General features: G+C 63.4%; 16 protein-coding genes and 1 pseudogene. 10 read left to right on the forward strand and 7 right to left on the reverse strand.

What is annotated here, in order from left to right; all coding sequences use genetic code 11:
* Positions 1-24: 24 nt before the first annotated feature.
* Positions 25-1,098, reverse strand: coding sequence for a LysR family transcriptional regulator (locus KHP16_RS14475; protein WP_244835806.1), 1,074 nt, complete (start codon positions 1,096-1,098; stop codon positions 25-27).
* Here KHP16_RS14475 and KHP16_RS14480 point away from each other — a divergent pair.
* From KHP16_RS14480 to KHP16_RS14490, 3 genes are read left to right on the forward strand one after another with little or no spacing between them, the layout of a single operon-like run.
* The gene (locus tag KHP16_RS14480; protein ID WP_109584206.1) at positions 1,097-1,684 is read left to right on the forward strand and encodes an NADPH-dependent FMN reductase; all 588 of its coding nucleotides are present in this window, start codon (positions 1,097-1,099) and stop codon (positions 1,682-1,684) included. The genes KHP16_RS14475 and KHP16_RS14480 overlap by 2 nt on opposite strands.
* Positions 1,685-1,697: 13 nt before the next feature.
* Positions 1,698-2,555 carry a pirin family protein gene (locus tag KHP16_RS14485; RefSeq protein ID WP_211960502.1) on the forward strand — a complete coding sequence of 286 codons (858 nt, stop codon included), beginning with the start codon at positions 1,698-1,700 and terminating at the stop codon, positions 2,553-2,555.
* Positions 2,556-2,566: 11 nt separating this feature from the next.
* Complete coding sequence (locus KHP16_RS14490; RefSeq protein ID WP_211960503.1) at positions 2,567-3,169, forward strand: malonic semialdehyde reductase; 603 nt, start codon at positions 2,567-2,569, stop codon at positions 3,167-3,169.
* Positions 3,170-3,235: 66 nt separating this feature from the next.
* Here the strand turns inward: KHP16_RS14490 and KHP16_RS14495 are convergent, their stop codons facing one another.
* From KHP16_RS14495 to KHP16_RS14510, 4 genes are read right to left on the reverse strand one after another with little or no spacing between them, the layout of a single operon-like run.
* Complete coding sequence (locus KHP16_RS14495; RefSeq protein ID WP_211960504.1) at positions 3,236-3,649, reverse strand: nuclear transport factor 2 family protein; 414 nt, start codon at positions 3,647-3,649, stop codon at positions 3,236-3,238.
* Positions 3,649-4,605: a GlxA family transcriptional regulator gene (locus KHP16_RS14500; RefSeq protein ID WP_109584202.1), complete on the reverse strand. Its 957-nt coding sequence runs from the start codon at positions 4,603-4,605 to the stop codon at positions 3,649-3,651. Before KHP16_RS14500 ends, KHP16_RS14495 begins: the two co-directional genes overlap by 1 nt.
* A gap of 18 nt (positions 4,606-4,623) precedes the next feature.
* Positions 4,624-5,040 (reverse strand): DUF2269 family protein, encoded by a 417-nt coding sequence (locus KHP16_RS14505; RefSeq protein WP_109584201.1) that lies wholly within the window; start codon positions 5,038-5,040, stop codon positions 4,624-4,626.
* Positions 5,037-5,357 (reverse strand): DUF3817 domain-containing protein, encoded by a 321-nt coding sequence (locus tag KHP16_RS14510; RefSeq protein ID WP_211960505.1) that lies wholly within the window; start codon positions 5,355-5,357, stop codon positions 5,037-5,039. The genes KHP16_RS14505 and KHP16_RS14510 overlap by 4 nt, the downstream gene beginning before the upstream one ends.
* 206 nt (positions 5,358-5,563) lie before the next feature.
* Here KHP16_RS14510 and KHP16_RS14515 point away from each other — a divergent pair, with 206 nt between their 5' ends.
* Genes KHP16_RS14515 through KHP16_RS14530 form a run of 4 tightly spaced genes read left to right on the forward strand, consistent with a single transcriptional unit; the run spans position 5,564 to position 12,428 of the window.
* Positions 5,564-6,817, forward strand: coding sequence for an efflux RND transporter periplasmic adaptor subunit (locus KHP16_RS14515; RefSeq protein WP_211960506.1), 1,254 nt, complete (start codon positions 5,564-5,566; stop codon positions 6,815-6,817).
* Positions 6,818-6,854: 37 nt separating this feature from the next.
* Positions 6,855-10,022: an efflux RND transporter permease subunit gene (locus tag KHP16_RS14520; protein WP_211960507.1), complete on the forward strand. Its 3,168-nt coding sequence runs from the start codon at positions 6,855-6,857 to the stop codon at positions 10,020-10,022.
* Between the two features lie 9 nt (positions 10,023-10,031).
* Complete coding sequence (locus KHP16_RS14525; protein ID WP_211960508.1) at positions 10,032-11,456, forward strand: efflux transporter outer membrane subunit; 1,425 nt, start codon at positions 10,032-10,034, stop codon at positions 11,454-11,456.
* Positions 11,457-11,486: 30 nt separating this feature from the next.
* A complete protein-coding gene (locus tag KHP16_RS14530; protein ID WP_211960509.1) occupies positions 11,487-12,428 on the forward strand; it encodes a GlxA family transcriptional regulator in 942 nt (313 codons plus the stop codon).
* Between the two features lie 87 nt (positions 12,429-12,515).
* On the opposite strand, the gene KHP16_RS14535 is transcribed toward KHP16_RS14530, so the two are convergent.
* Together KHP16_RS14535 and KHP16_RS14540 are read right to left on the reverse strand one after the other, a co-directional pair.
* Complete coding sequence (locus KHP16_RS14535) at positions 12,516-12,986, reverse strand: RES family NAD+ phosphorylase (protein ID WP_211960593.1); 471 nt, start codon at positions 12,984-12,986, stop codon at positions 12,516-12,518.
* Entirely contained in the window at positions 12,983-13,438 is a 456-nt protein-coding gene (locus KHP16_RS14540; protein ID WP_211960510.1) for an antitoxin Xre/MbcA/ParS toxin-binding domain-containing protein, read from the reverse strand. Before KHP16_RS14540 ends, KHP16_RS14535 begins: the two co-directional genes overlap by 4 nt.
* 149 nt (positions 13,439-13,587) lie before the next feature.
* Between KHP16_RS14540 and KHP16_RS14545 the strand changes: the two genes are divergently transcribed.
* From KHP16_RS14545 to KHP16_RS14555, 3 genes and pseudogenes are all read left to right on the forward strand, one after another.
* Positions 13,588-14,730, forward strand: a complete 1,143-nt coding sequence (locus KHP16_RS14545) for an XRE family transcriptional regulator (protein WP_211960511.1) — start codon at positions 13,588-13,590, stop codon at positions 14,728-14,730.
* An 8-nt stretch (positions 14,731-14,738) separates the two neighbouring features.
* On the forward strand, positions 14,739-15,254 hold the full coding sequence (locus KHP16_RS14550) for a hypothetical protein (RefSeq protein WP_211960512.1): 516 nt from the start codon (positions 14,739-14,741) through the stop codon (positions 15,252-15,254).
* A gap of 90 nt (positions 15,255-15,344) precedes the next feature.
* Positions 15,345-16,035, forward strand: a pseudogene (locus KHP16_RS14555) (transposase family protein); the annotation flags it as partial.
* Between the last annotated feature and the right edge of the window lie 139 nt (positions 16,036-16,174).

The following is a 16,174-nucleotide window of genomic DNA, read 5'->3' on the forward strand; positions in this document are numbered from 1 at the left end:
GGCGCCCCGCCTGAACTTCGCGGATTACTTCGCCGCCACTCCGGCTCGTTTCCGATGGGGCGACGGCGCGCGGTCCGGCTGTATCAGTCCGCGGGCCGTGATGGTGCTGGCCGCAAACTCGATGAAGGCCGATACGGCCCGCGGCAATTGACGACGGCTGTGATAGACCAGATGGACACCGATGACGCCGGAGGAGAACTCGGGTAGCACCCGGCGCAGGCGCCCGCTCTCGACGAGCGGCACGGTCAGAGCGGCAGGCAGCAACGCGATTCCCATGCCAGCCATCGCCCCGGCGAGCTGCGCGGACGAAGTGTTCGCCTGGAACGGCCCATCGACTTCCACCGAAGACATGGCCCTGCCCCGCGCACCGAGCCGCCATGTGGTGCGCGGCCCCCCGCGCGAGGGCGACGTAATGCAATCATGCTTTGCAAGATCCCGAAGCTCGGCCGGACGTCCACGCCGCGCGAGGTAGTCCGGGCTCGCCACGAGGATGGCCGAACTCGTTCCGAGCTTGCGCGCGAACAGCGAGGGATCCTGATCGCCCCCGCGTAGCGCGACATCGATGCCGTCACCGAGCAGGTCCACTCGCGCGTCGTTGAGTTCGAACTCGAAGCGCACGCGAGGATTCGCCGCGGCGAATTTCGCAAGCGCATCGGCTGGAAACCACTCGAAGAAGTCCGCTGGTACGGCTACGCGTACCCGCCCCGCAATGTCGTTGGCGTCCTCGGCCACCCGCCCCGCCGCGCGCATCAGCGCATCGATCCGATCCGCGGATTCGGCAAAGAAGTTACGGCCTGCGTCCGTGAGTGCCAGCCGCCGCGTCGTGCGCTGCATCAACCGCGTGCCCAGCGCCGCTTCCAGCGACTGCACACGGCGGCTTGCAGTACTCGGCGGCATGCCCAGCCGCCGGCCCGCTTCCGCGAAGCTGCCTGCCCTGACGACATGGACGAAGAGCGCGATATCGTTGAGATCCATTGGATTACCCACAAAAATGCACGAGTGCATCTCATTGTGCCGGATTTTTCCGTAGAGAGCATTTTCATACATTGGGCTCCAGGCGCACCGCAGCGCCACATGCCAACCAAAGGAGCCCAGCATGACCAACGTATCCGTAATCATCGGCAGCACCCGCGAGCATCGCTTCTCCGACGCACCGGCGCGTTGGATCAAGGCGCATCTGGATCGGCGTGAAGGCGTTTCGGCGCGCCTCCTCGACCTTCGCGACTTCGGGCTGCCGTTCTTCGATAGCGCCATGCTGCCCGGCATCCCGGGCCGCCCGCCATACGACCACGAGGCTGTGCGGCGATGGACCGAGGCCATCGGTACGTCCGACGCCTTTATCGTCGCGACACCCGAGTACAACTTCGCACCGCCGGCCGTCCTGAAGAATGCACTGGACTGGGTGTATGCCGAGTGGCAACGGAAGCCGATCGGCTTCGTGAGCTGGGGCAGCGTGGGCGGCGCGCGTGCGGTCCAACAGTTGCGCGAGATTTCCATCGAACTGCAGATGGCCCCGATCCGGCATGCGGTTCACCTGCCCGTCGATGCCGTGTTTGCCCACTTCCAGGGCAACACGGAGCAGATTGCCGCCACCCTTAAGGCAAAGGACGAGCACGCCACCGCGATGGTGGACGACCTGCTGTGGTGGAGCACCGCGCTAAAGACCGCGCGCCTTGCAGCGTAAGGAGATCGCCATCATGTCACTCACCGCTGAAGCGCACCACGTACAACGCCGTGCCATCGCGCATCGCACGCATGGCCGAAAGAATGGACCGGCGGTTCGCCTGATGAGCCCGTCGGACCTGGGGCAGTTCCTGAAGCCTTTCGTGTTTCTGGATTTCTTCGACATGCAGGGGCCGCCATTCGTCGGGCCGCTGCATCCTCATTCGGGTATCGCCACGCTGTCGTTCCTGATCGACGGACGCATGGACCTCATCGATCCCGATGGCAATACGGTGGTATTGCCCAGCGGTGGCATCGAATGGATGCAGGCAGGCAAGGGCATGTGGCACGGTGGCAGCGTGGGCGACTCCGATCACGGCCGCGTGCGCGGATACCAACTCTGGGTGGCGCTGCCGCCGAACCTCGAGCTCGGCCCCACGGTTGCAGCGTTTCAGGGGACCGGCGATATCGCCGGCGAGGGACCGGCGCGTGTGTTGCTGGGCAGCTACGGCCATGCGCATAGCGCCATCGCCGCGCCGTCGCCGATGAACGTGCTTGCCGTGACGCTGAAGGCCGGAGAGCGTTGGACTTATCAGCCGCCACCCGGACAAACTGTCCTGTGGGTATCGCCGGCCGAAGGACAGTTGCTCGCTAACGGTGAGGCGCTGTATGCGGAAGAACTGATCGCCTTTGAACGGTCGCATTGGAAGGTGGACTTCGAAGCCCTCACCGATACGCAGTTCATTCTCGGCTCCGCCGTGCCGCACGAATTCCCGCTGTCCCTCGGCTATTACTCCGTGCACACCTCGCCATCCGCGCTGCGCATCGGCGAGGATCATATCGACGCCATTGGCCGCCGCCTGCTTCGGGAAGGCCGAATCGGCAAAATGTAAGGAGACCAGTCATGTCCGCCCGCCAACCACTGTCCCCTTCCACCCTTGCACAACTGTTCACGGACGCAAGATCCCATCATCACTGGACCGACCGCATGGTGGCCGACGACACATTGCGTCACCTCTACGAGCTGATCAAGTGGGGACCCACAAGCGGTAACCTCCAACCCGCGCGCCTCGTCTTCGTTCGCTCCGAGGCGGGACGCCGGAAGCTCTATCCCGCGCTGGAAGGGATGGGCAGCAACCGTCGCCAGGTCGAGGAGGCGCCGGTGACCGTGATCGTCGCGCAGGACGAACGCTTCTTCGACGACGCGCCCCGATTGTTCCCTCGCATGAACGTCAAGCCGATGTTCGACGCCGATGCCGCGTTTGCCGAGTCCATCGCGTACCGCAGCAGTTCCCTGACGGGCGCCTATCTCATGCTAGCGGCACGCGGGCTGGGCCTCGATGTCTGTCCCATGTCCGGCTTCCACAACGCCCTGCTTGACGCGGCGTTTTTCAACGGGACCACGTGGAAGGCGAATTTCATCTGCACGCTCGAGTATGGCGACGATCCGAAGCTTCATCCGCGCGACCCGCGGCTGACGTTCGAAGAGGCATGCCAGCTCGCATAGCGGTCAGTTGCCGTGCTCGACCAGCCATCGTCCCCACAGTCGGATGGATCAGGCGCTGGCACCCGTTCACGAATAACGCTGGAAGACCTTCGAGATAATCTTCCATTGACCGTCAATCTTGAGAAGAGACAGATAGTCATGGAAACTCGCGCCGATAACGTCATTCTCCATGTCCACACGCACGACCGCGACCGTGGGATCAATAGCCAAGATATCCACGCGACTGCGGACCTCAGGCGAGCCACCGAGCGATCCGAAGAAGCTGGCGAAGGTTGGCACAGCGGCGCCCTGAATGAGTTCGTTGCCACTGTAGCCCCACATGATCGACTCCTTATGAAACGCGCGCTCGATCGCTGCGATGTCGCCGGTCCGGTATCCGTCCACATAGCCTTGCGCAGCGTCGATTACCGCTTCGTACTCGCTGGTCGGTACTGGCTTGAGGTGAGAGATCATTGTTGCTCCTTTGGTGATGCCAAGCATTAGTCCGCCATCCGTCGCAGACTCTGCGGTGGATGTCCCGTGATTCGGATGAATGCCCTGCGCATGCGCTCAGGGTCCGCGAATCCCACTGCCTCGGCGATCTTTTCAATCGGTTCGGCACTCCGCTCCACGCGGTGACGCGCCACCTCGACGCGCAGCCGCTCGACAGCCTTCGCGGGGGTCTCGCCGGTTTCGGCGAGAAACGTTCGTCCGAACTGGCGCGGACTGAGGCAGGCAATCGACGCCAGCGTTTCCGTAGACAAGGACGCATTGAGGTTCTCGCGCATATAGCTCAGTACCTCCCGCATCCTGTCCGACTCCGGTTCCATGTCCGCCAGCGCGGAAAATTGAGACTGCCCACCCGGCCGACGGTGATAGACCACGAGGTGGCGGGCCACCGACAGGGACTCGGCGTGGCCAAGGTCCTCCTCGATGAGCGCGAGCGCAAGGTCGATGCCCGCGGTCACCCCGGCCGACGTCCAGATATTGCCGTCCTTGATGTAAATGCGGTCCGATTCCACTCGGGTGCCGGGGAACATCCGTTGCAACTGACGCGAGTGCTTCCAGTGCGTCGTCGCGCGACGCCCCTCGAGCAGCCCCGCCCTGGCCAGAATGAACGCCCCCGTGCAAACGCTGCCGATGCGCCGCGTACCGTTCTGGAGCGCGGTCGCAAGATGTGCGTCGATGGCGGGCAACGTGGCCGGATCGTCGGACACCTCCCCGCCCACGACGAGCAGCGTATCCAGCGTAGATGGCATCAACGAAGTCATGATCCGCAAACCGCCGGAGCTGGCAACGTCTCCGCCGGCATGGGACACCACGTGGCAACGGTATGGCGGCGCGCCGGCGCCGGACCCCGCCAATTCGAAGGCCGCGAGCGGACCGCCGAGGTCCTGTATTTGAAAGCCTGGATAAACGAAAAAGCCGATATGCCGAAGCGCGAGCGAAGGGTTCATACTCGACACGGGCTCTGCTCATGCTGGCTTTGCCACGGCCAACATGGCAATGCATGCGAATCCCGCGACCAGCCACGGACCCAGCCGCCAACGCGTCGCCTCGGCGCCGCCTGCCAACCGGCGAAGTCTTGCGACCTGCATCCCATGCGCGGCGGCGACGAGCAGCGCAATGGCAAGCTTTCCATGTAGCCACGGCGCGCCAAACCAGCCGCCAGATCGAACGAGAACGAACCCCAGTACCACCACGAGCAGCATCGATGGTGTGGTGACCGCCCTGTCCCATCGACGAAGCACGCCCGCCATCGACGCGACGTCTGCCGCGGCTTTGCCAGCGGCCCACAGAAACGCCGCCACGGCTATCACGCCTGCGGTAAACATCAGCGACGCGGCGACATGTAACGCCTTGATCCAGGGGTATAGCGCGAAGGCACTCATTGGGCCTGCCCCTTTTCTATCGTGACGATCTTGCGGGCAATGAATGTCGCGTTGAAGAAGCCGCCAAGCGGGAGCACCGCGAGCAGAAACACCCGTAGCAATTCGCCGCGCGGCCACCCCGCGCCGGAGACGGCCTGTATAGCGATCCACAGGTAAATCAACAGCGCGAGGCCATGCAACGGGCCCAGAATCTGTACGCCGATCGGCCACCCGCCCAGATGCTTCAACGGCACGGCGATGCCAAGCAGAAGAACAAGCGTGGTGCCCTCGATCACGGAGGCGATTTCGAGATGACGAAGTATGGACGGCGACTGCATAGCGTAAAGCCCCCGGTCTGAAGAATCGAAACCGTAGCTTTATATCGCGCACTCGGACCAGGACGTGAGTGGCAGAAATGACTATTTACGATCATTTACTGCCACAGCCATCGCATGACCAGAAACGAGGGAAGTTCGTCCTTTCTCCGTTAGCCGCACGGTGGTGAAAATGCGGATCGACCTGGCAACCATCGATCGACGATTGGATGAACACTCACACCAAACTTGATGAACACGCCGTATCGGGCTCCCGGCCACGCACGTCACTGTGGCGAACGGCAGGAACGGCTGGCATCGCCCTGGCTCTCCTGGGCATTGCCTTTCTCGCATCCGTTAGAAAGGCCCCCGTCGCCAACGCGGCGATGACGCCCCCGACGGTGTCGACGTCGATCCCACTCTCACGGCAAATCAACGAATGGGACACCTACATCGGCCGATTCGAACCCAGTCGCACGGTAGACATTCGCCCTCGGGTTTCAGGGCAGATCGTGGCGGTGCACTTCACGGACGGCGCGACCGTGCGCCGCGGCGAACTGCTGTTCACCATCGACCGACGGCCATTCGCGGCCGCCCTTGCCGAAGCCAACGCCAACCTGGCTAGCGCGCGCAGCGAACTCGCATTGGCCCGCGCGGATGCACAACGCGCAGACAATCTGGTCGGCGACGAGGCCGTCTCCAAAAGCGAGCTCGACCGCCTCCACGCACGCGTTCAGGCCGGCATTGCCGCCGTCGCTGCAGCGCAAGCGCGCGTCAGCGCGCGCTTGCTGGAACTGGATTTCACCGAAGTCCGCGCGCCGATCGCCGGCAGGGTGTCGTACCGGCGCGTTGACCCGGGCAACCTCGTCGCCACCGGCGAAGGCACAAGCGGCACCCTGCTGACGACGATCAACGCTCTCGACCCAATCTACTTCGTGTTCGAGGCGTCCGAAGCGCTCTACCTCAAGGCCCTACGCGCAAAACAAGATGGCGCAAAGACGTCAGCGATTGAAGTCCGCCTTCAAGACGAAGCGGATTACCGCTGGCACGGCGCGCTCGACTTTACCGACAACGGTCTCGATCCACGGTCGGGGACCATCCGGCTCCGCGCGGTCGTGCCCAACCGAGATCTGTTCCTGACACCCGGCATGTTCGGCAACATGCGTCTGGCCAGCAGCGGCACCACGACAGCCCTGCTCGTTCCAGACGCTGCTATCCAGACTGACCAGGCGCGCAAGGTCGTGCTGACGGTGACGAAGGCAGGCATTGTGGAAGCCAAACCCGTCGTACTGGGCCCCGTGGTCGACGGCCTCCGCATCGTGCGGTCGGGTCTTGCCCCGAGCGACGCCGTCGTTGTCGGCGGTATCCAGATGGCGACCCCGGGCAGCAAGGTACTGACGAAGCCGACACGCATCGAGCCCGCGGCGCCCGCTCGTCCCGCGCCGGCCCCGGCGATATCCGGCGAAGCCACGTTCGCATCCTGATGGCGGCCTGATTGGCCATTTCCCTAGGAAAGCACCCATGCGCCTGTCGCGCTTCTTCATTACACGGCCGATCTTTGCCGCAGTCCTGGCGGTCGTGATTACCATTGTCGGCGCCATCGCCTACTTCCGACTACCGGTCTCCCAGTATCCGGACATCATTCCACCGACTGTTGTCGTGTCCGCGACATATCCCGGCGCTTCGGCGGAGACCGTGGCAGAAACCGTCGCGGCGCCGATCGAGCAGGAGATCAATGGCGTCGACAACATGCTCTACATCTCGAGCCAATCGACTGGCGACGGCAAGGTAGCGATCTCTGTGACATTCAAGGTCGGCACCAACCTCGACGCGGCGCAAATGCTCGTGCAGAACCGCGTCGCCACCGCGACACCGCGATTGCCCGAAGCCGTGCAGCGCCTCGGTGTCACCACCCGCAAGACGGCGCCTAGCGCGCTGATGGCGGTAAACCTCGTGTCGCCGGATGGCATCTTCGATCAGGATTACATCTCGAACTACGCCCTCACGCAGGTACGCGACCGGCTCAGCCGGATCGATGGCGTCGGAGACGCCATCATCTTCGGCAGCCGCGAATTCGCGATGCGTGTATGGATCGACCCGGACCGGGCAGCCTCGCTCAACCTGACCGCCGGCGAGGTCGTGGCCGCGCTGCGCGCGCAGAACGTACAGGTCGCCGCCGGCGCGCTCGGACAACCACCGAGCGCATCCGCCGATGCGTTCCAGCTGAACGTGCGTACGCAAGGCCGATTCTCCGAACCGAACCAGTTCGCCGACGTCATCGTCCGGACCGACGCGGATGGCCGGCAAATTCGAGTGCGAGATGTAGCCCGCGTCGAGCTTGGCGCCGCGGACTACAGCACGAATGCCTATCTCTCCGGCAAGGCGTCAATCATGATCGGCATCTTCCAGCGACCGGGCACGAACGCCCTCGAGACGGGGGAAACCGTCGAGCGCGTGATGCAGGAGGCCGCGAAGTCGTTTCCCCATGGGCTCGAATACCGCATCATGTGGAATTCCACAAAGTTCATCGCGCAATCTATCGCCGCAGTCCGTAACACCCTGCTGGAGGCGGCGGCGCTCGTGGTGCTTGTCATCTTCCTCTTCCTGCAACGCTGGCGCGCGGCAATCATTCCCGTCGTGGCGATCCCGGTGTCGCTCATCGGCACTTTCGCCCTCCTCGCTGTCGCCGGCTACAGTCTCAACAGTTTGTCCCTGTTCGGCCTTGTGCTCGCCATCGGCATCGTTGTCGATGACGCTATCGTGGTGGTCGAGAACGTCGAGCGCAATCTCGCGCTCGGGCTCAGTCCGCTCGAGGCCGCGCGCAGATCAATGGACGAAGTTTCGGTCGCATTGGTCGCCATCGTGCTGGTCCTTTGCGCGGTGTTCATTCCCACGCTATTCCTCAACGGCCTGTCAGGCGCGTTCTACAAGCAGTTCGCATTGACCATATCGGGCGCGACGATCATCTCGCTGATCCTCTCGCTCACACTGTCGCCCGCTCTCGCGGCGCAGCTGCTGCGCACCCATGAGACAAAGGGCGCCGATCACCGGGTTGTCCGCGCGCTGCACCGTGCGGGCGATGCGTTCAACCGATGCTTCGACACCTTCAGCGCCGCATACGGACGGCTGACCGCATGGATGGTCGCCCGGCCCAGGCGGGTCATGTTGTCCTATTGCGCGCTCATCATGGCCACCCTCGGGCTGTTCTGGGTGACACCGACCGGCTTCGTTCCGCCGCAGGACCAGAGCTATCTGATCACGGTGGTGCAATTGCCGCCAGGGGCGTCGCTGTCCCGGACGGACGCCGTGCTGCAGGACGTGTCGCGTCGGCTCCTGACGATCGAGGGCGTGCGGGGCACGATCATGCTCCCCGGCTACGATGCGGCCTCGAATACCAACTCACCGAACGCTGCCACGGCGTTTATCCCCCTCAAGCCATTCGAGGAGCGGGAGCGTCATGCCGATGCCATTCTCGCGGAAGCGCGAAAAGTCACCTCGGATATCGATGGCGCGCGTGTCATGGTCATTCCGCCCCCGTTGATCGATGGCATTGGCTCTGCGGGCGGCTATCGGATGATGGTGCAGGATCGCAGCGACCACGGCTATCAGGAGCTCGGCAGCGAAACCGGAAAACTCATCGCAAAAGCCAATGCAACCGCGGGCCTGTCGCAGGTGTACACCTTCTTCAATACGCTGACGCCGCGGATCTTCGCGGATATCGACCGGCGCAAGGCCGAGATGCTGGGCGTGTCATCAGAGCGTGTGTTCGAAGCGCTTCAGATCTATCTCGGATCGGCCTACGTGAACGATTTCAATCTGCTCGGCCGCACGTTCCGCGTCACGGCGCAGGCCGACCAGGCGCATCGCGCCACCACGGCCGATATTGCCAACCTCAAGACACGGTCGTCGGCAGGCGCGATGGTGCCCGTCGGCTCGGTTGCCACGTTCCATGACGAAACGGGACCATATCGCGTTGTCCGCTACAACCTGTTCCCCGCGGTAGAGGTCGACGGCGACACCGCGCCCGGTTCCTCCACCGGACGCTCACTCGCCACCATGGAGCGCCTGGCCACGGAGACGCTTCCGGCCGGGTACGGCACAGAATGGACGGGCATCGCGTATCAGCAGAAGATCGCCGGCAACACGGCTGCGCTCGTCTTCGCGCTCGCTGTCGTGCTGGTGTTTCTCGTGCTGGCCGCGCAGTACGAAAGCCTGACGCTCCCGCTGGCCATCATCCTGATCGTTCCGATGTGTCTGCTTGCGGCGATGATCGGCATCCAGCTCTGCGGCATGGACAACAACGTGCTGACACAGATTGGCCTCGTGGTACTGATCGCCCTTGCGGCCAAAAATGCAATCCTGGTCGTCGAGTTTGCCCGCCAGGCGGAAGAACAGGAGGGCCTGACACCCGTTGCCGCAGCCGTACGTGCGGCGCAAACGCGCCTCCGGCCAATCCTCATGACGAGCTTCGCATTCATTCTCGGCGCGGTGCCATTGCTGGTTGCCAAGGGTGCCGGCGCCGAGCTTCGGCAGGCGTTGGGGACCGCGGTGTTCTTTGGCATGCTGGGTGTCACCGGATTCGGGCTGCTCTATACGCCGACCTTCTACGTCGTATGCCGCGCCCTTGGCGCACGTCTGTCCCCCAGCCGCCGGATAGCGGTGCCCACGCCAGTGCAGCATGCCGATTGAGGTGCATCCATGAAACAACTCAAGCCACTGCTCTGCCTGCTCGCCCTTGCCCTGACCGGATGCGCCGTCGGTCCCGACTATGTTTCCCCAGCCGTGCCGGTTAACGCCGAGGGCGCCTTCACCGCCGGCGATGCGCCTTCTCTCTATGACCAGAACCCAGCCCGTGACGACTGGTGGCGACTCTATCGCGACCCCGTCCTCGATCGACTGATCGAAGACGCGTTAGCTGCGAACATCGATGTCCGGGTTGCCGTCGCCCGGTTGGAACGCGCGCGTGCGATGTTGCGCGATGCCGGCGCGGATCGCTATCCGGGCACGGAATTCGATGCGACGGCCAGCCGCCAGAGACAGGCGGCCGTCCAGGCGCTACCCGGACAGGATCGTCAACACACGCTCGTCGACGCGGGCTTTGGCATCGCCTATGAAATCGATCTGTTCGGCCGGGTGAGGCGTGGGGTCGAATCCGCACGCGGCGACTTCGAAGCCGCGCAAGCCGACCGGGATGCCGTCAAGGTCGCCATCGTGGCGGACACTACGCGCGCGTACCTCAACGCGGCCGGTGCTGCGCAGCGTCTTGCCGTTGCGCAGCGGATCGTCGCGCTACTGGATCGCTCACTGCGCGTCATGAGCGGGCGCGAGAGAGCGGGAATGGCGACATCGCTGGATACCGCCCGAATCGCCGCGCTACGGGAACAGCGACATTCGAACATCCCCGTCATCGCGGCCGAGCGGCAGGCGGCGCTCTTCCGGCTCGCCGTCCTGACCGGTCGCGCGCCGGGAGAGTTGCCCGCCGACGCAGCAGACCTCAATGCTTTACCGACACTCGATATGCCCATTCCCGTCGGCGACGGCCGATCGATGCTCGCCCGGCGGCCCGATGTCCGCGCCGCGGAGCGGAGACTGGCCGCCGCGACCGCACGGATCGGCGTAGCGACGGCCGACCTGTATCCGCGCATATCGTTTGGCGCGACGATCGGATCGACAGGGTTCGGCGCAGGGGACTTCTTCGGGGCCGGCCCGCTTCGATGGCTCGCGGGACCTAGCATCTCGTGGTCGTTCCCGAATCAGGAACGCATCCGAGCGCGCATCTCGGCCGCCGAGGCAGACAGCGCGGGCGCGCTTGCGACATTCGATGGCAGCGTGCTTCAGGCGTTGGCCGAGACGGAAACCGCACTATCGAACTATGCCCGTGCCGTCGACCAGCGCACCGCCCTCGCTGCCGCGCGCGAGCAAGCCGATCGCGCCGCACGCATTGTCCGCGCACAACAGCGCGAGGGACGCAGCGACAGCCTCGCCCTGCTCGATGCGGAGCGCACATTCGCTGACGCGCAAGCGCAGGTCGCGGATGCAGAGGAACGCATCGCCAACGCCCAGGTGGACCTGTTCCGGGCGCTGGGGGGTGGATGGGCGTCTGAGCCGCTGCGTACAATGTAGAACGTTGCCGGTACTATCCAGGGAGATGCTTTGATAACCGTCGCCGTGCTGGCCCTTCAAGGCGTCGTGCCATTCGACCTCGGCATCGCCTGCGATGTGTTCTCTCGCGTGGTGCTTGCCCATGGCAAGCCCGCATACCGCGTGATGGTATGCGGCGAAACGACGCGGGTGGATGCCGGCGGGCATTTCGATATCCGGGCGCCGTGGAAGCTGGAAGACGCACTAGCCGCGGATCGCATCATTGTGCCCGGCGTGGAAGATATCGATCGGCGAATCTCCTCAGGTGCCTCCAGGACGTTAAGGAACGCGCTCGAGGGCGGTGCACAGGTGGCATCGATCTGCACCGGTGCTTTCGTGCTCGCCGAAGCAGGACTGCTGGATGGCCATCGCGCGACAACGCACTGGGCGGCGGCGGGAGAACTGGCACGACGTTATCCCGCCCTCACGGTGGACACGGATGTCCTGTTCGTCGACGAGGGCAACATCGTAACGTCGGCAGGCAGCTCGGCGGGGCTGGACATGTGCCTGCATCTGGTCGGGCGTGATTATGGCCAGGCAATGGCCGTGCAGGCGGCAAGGCTCGCGGTCGCGCCGCTCCATCGCGATGGCGGACAGGCCGCGTTCATCCGGCAGCCGGTGGTCGACAATGCGTCGAGCCTCTCTCCGCTCTGCGACTGGATGCTCAAAAATCTTCACAAGCCCATCGACGTCCCCACGCTCGCGGCCAGGGCGAGGATGACGCCGCGGACCTTCGCGCGCCGCTTTCATGACCAAACGGGGACCACGCCCATCCAGTGGCTGATCCGGCAACGCATCCGCCGCGCCCAGGAGTTACTGGAGACTAGCGACGCCAGCGTCGATCAGGTGGCCTCAGCATCCGGCTTCGACTCCGCCATCACGTTCCGCGCTCGCTTCCAGCGCGTAGTCGGACTGACACCTTCGGCCTATAGGAAGCGATTCAGGCAACCGTAACGCCGGCGCAATCCTGCTCTTCCCCTCTCGCTGCTCCGCGACAATCAGCTACGACTGTCGCTTGTAGCGTTGACGGCGTGTGGTGATCTATACCCGCGGCTCCGAAAGTAGCGAGAGGATGCGCGGGTCATGCTCGACGCGCTCGGCTTCAAGGATGCGAGCCTTCTCCGCATCGGGATGCGATGGGTTAAAAACGTAGTTCGATGCATATGGCACCAACACGCTCGGCACCTTCAGGAGCAGACTGGATCGGACGGACAGCCATTCCGTGCCGGCATTCCTGGACCAGCCGGCGTTCTGCTTCCAGTCTGCCGGCAGGTCGGCAATGCTGGCGACCGCGACCGCGTCATCGACGTCGACTTTCAAGAGCTGGTAGTTTCTCGGCAGATCCTCGATTCTCGACACTTCGTGGTGAACTAGCACGTCTAGAAGCGCCAGCGCAGGGTGCTCCGCCAGATATACAACGGGTTGACCGGGAAAATGCCATCGTCCGCCTGCGCGCAGCCCCCCGATGCCTTTGAGATCCGCGTAGTTGCTGATTCGCCAAAGGATCATCAGGCAAAGTACCCCTCGTCGATTTGCGCCAACTGCTCTTCAACGAGATGAGCGCCCTGCTCCGTCCCTGCAACTGACAATGGCGTAAGCCCACCGAGCCGCTGCTGCTTCTGCCGCAACCAGTTGAGTCCGCGCTCGACGTCTCCAAAGGTATTCACGGCTTGGGCCAGGATCCGGGCAAGCCGAATGGCCTTGTCCGACTCGTCCACGGTCAGCGGTTGTCCCTTTTCCCGGCGATGACTGAGCGTGCGGCGCGGGATGATGAAGGCCACTTCATCCCACGAGAGCCCCGCCTCGAGCAGGCGCTCGAGTGTCTCCACCGGTAGCCTCTCGCTCGCCAGCGTCGCGAGGTCGGCGCCACCGCGTACCTTGATATGCAGATAGCCGCTCAATTCATCGAGGTAGCGCTCGTATGGGGCGGGTGCCCCTGAGGGATGGAAAGCGATTGTTGGCATCACACGTTCCGGCAATTTGCACATACGTTAGCGGCAAATTGCCAAGTTAGCAACCGACCTCGTCTTTCAACAAAGCGCATGCCGGAAGAGCTGCTAATTCACCACAATGTAATCTTGCATTTTGCTATTTGCAAGATTACGATTCGCGCATGACTTCTCCCGATTTCAAGGCCAGCACCGCCCGCACGATGGGCGCACGCATCCGCGCAGCACGCGAAACACGTGGTCTCACCCAGCACCAGCTCTCCGATGCAGTCGGTTTCGCCGATCGTCAGACGATGTCGACGATCGAAACCGGGGAGCGGAAGGTGCAGCCAGCTGAACTGGTCAAGCTGAGCCAAATCCTCGCGCGCCCACTCGACTGGTTCATCGATCCCTTCGTCATCGAAGGCGAGGCACAGTTTTCCTGGCGCGTCTCGCGGTCGGTCACCGATAGCTCGCTGGCTGAATACGAAGCAAAGATCGGGCAGATCGTCGGACTGTTCCGGCACCTGAATATCGCGCTGAATGGCCCATCGAAAGCTCTCGGGCAATTCCTGCGGATGCCGCCCAACCCCGCCTTCGAGGACGCCTGGCGCTGGGGCGAAGCCGTGGCGCAGGAACTCGACCTCGGGACGATTCCATCTGAAGTCCTGGCTGAACGCATCGAGACCAGGCTCGACATTGCGGTGCTGCATATCGATGCGGATATCTGCACCAACGGCACCCACTCCATCTCAGGCGCAATGTGCCGCCTCCCCGATCTCGGCGTCATCGTGATCAATAGACAAGAGTCCAGAGTCCGGCGCAACTTCGATGTCGCACACGAGCTATTTCACGCCCTGACTTGGGATGCGTTGACACCTGAGCACCGCGAAGACACTGACGCAAAGCCGGTCAAGCGAAGCCGGAGAATCGAACAGCTGGCCGACAACTTCGCCGCCGCGGTCTTAATGCCAACGGCGACCCTGTCTCAACTCATCGATCCTGCAGGCTTCAGCAACACGCAACATCTCGCGGAGGTTGCCAAGCAATTGGAGGTCTCTACACATGCGCTGGCTTTCCGGCTATTCAACGCGAAGATGATCGACAAACTCACGTGTCTGGCCTTGTGCGAGCAACCACCGCTCGTGCCGCGATGCGCTTCAACGCCACCGAAACTGCTGTCCGCGTCCTTCGTCAAACTATTGCACGACGGCATCGCCCGCGGCCACGTCTCGACCCGAAAGGCCGCCAAGGCCCTCTCGATGACGCTTGAAGGTCTTGCTGAACTGATGCGGGACTATGGAAAGTCGGTGCCCTTTGCGATCTAGGCGATCAAATGACGAAGCAACGGGTGCTGTTGGATACGTGCGTCATCATCGAAGCGCACCGAATCAGCTGTTGGAAGGCGCTATGTCAATCTTTCGATGTTGAGACGGTGCAGTGCTGCGTCGACGAGTGCTGTGCTGGTGATCCATTGAAACCTGGCCGCGTCCCGATCAAGCGCGAAGATCTTCTTGCCGGGATGGCTAGAGTCCATGATGTCACCGACATCATGTTGGCGACGCTCGCCATCGAGCAAGATGACCTACCCGCTCTCGATGATGGCGAATTGCATCTGATGGCGTGGCTCCACGCCAACCCAACCGAGGCTGTGCTCACCGTGATATCTACCTCTGATCGCGCCGCCTTGCGTGCGGCGCATGTTCTTCGCCTGGTGGATCGGGTGACGTCGCTACAGGAGCTTGGCAGAGGCGCCGGTGTTGGACGCAAGCAGTTGGAAAAATTGGAGCATCACTTCAGCGAGGATTGGCTTGGGGCGGTACGGATGCAGTTGCGTATGAATATGCTGTGATGGCTTTGATTGGCGTGTGGGGCCATTTAATGCACGCGACACCTGCCCTATCGCTTTTATTGCCTAGTAGCGCAGCCTATCGCGGGAACCCGGCAGGTCCGGCGTCTGGTCGAGCGCTGGCGCATGGATGGCCCGATAGGCCTGGTGTCGCATCAGCGCGGTCAGCCCGGGCACCCCTAGTTTCCGAGGCTGCTCGAAGCACAGGCGCGGTCGCTGGCTCGAAGCACAGGCCCGTTCGCTGATATCACGCCATTACGCCGACTTCGGCCCGGCTCTCCCGGCTGAGAAGCTACGCGAGTGCCACGGGCTCGATCTGGTCAAGGAGACGGTCAGGCGGATCATGATCGACGCCGGCTTCTGAGTACCCCGGCGCCAGCCCACCTAGACTGCACCAGCCAAGAAGCCGCCGTGCCTGTCTGGGCGAACTGGTGCAGATCGACGGAGCGACCAAGCATGGTTCGAGCACCGCGCGCCGGCGTGCACGCTGCTGGTCTACGTCGATGATGCCACCGGACGGCTAATGCGGCTGCTGTTCGTGCCGACCGAGACCACCTTTGGGTACTTCGCCGCGACGCTGCCCTATCTCAAGCGCCACGGCAAGCCGGTGGCGTTCTACAGCGACAAGGCCGGCATCTTCCGCGTCCACGCCCGGGGTGCGAGAGCATCTGCGCCAACACGAGTCGGGCCAAGGGCCGTGTGGAACGGATGAACCGCACGCTGCAGGGACCGGCTCGTGAAGGAGCTGCGCCTGCGCAATATCAGCACCCTGGAGGACGCCAACGCCCGGCGTGGAACGTTGGTGGCTGGAGGTCCGCGGCAAGGGCGGCAAAATTGCGGCTGGTGCATGCCACCGAGAGCCTGATGGCGGAACTGCGCCGCTACCGCAACGAAACGCGATCCCTGTTGCTTCCGTCAGTGGC

Origin of the sequence: Cupriavidus plantarum (genome assembly GCF_905397285.1) — a bacterium.
GTDB classification, from domain to species: domain Bacteria; phylum Pseudomonadota; class Gammaproteobacteria; order Burkholderiales; family Burkholderiaceae; genus Cupriavidus; species Cupriavidus plantarum.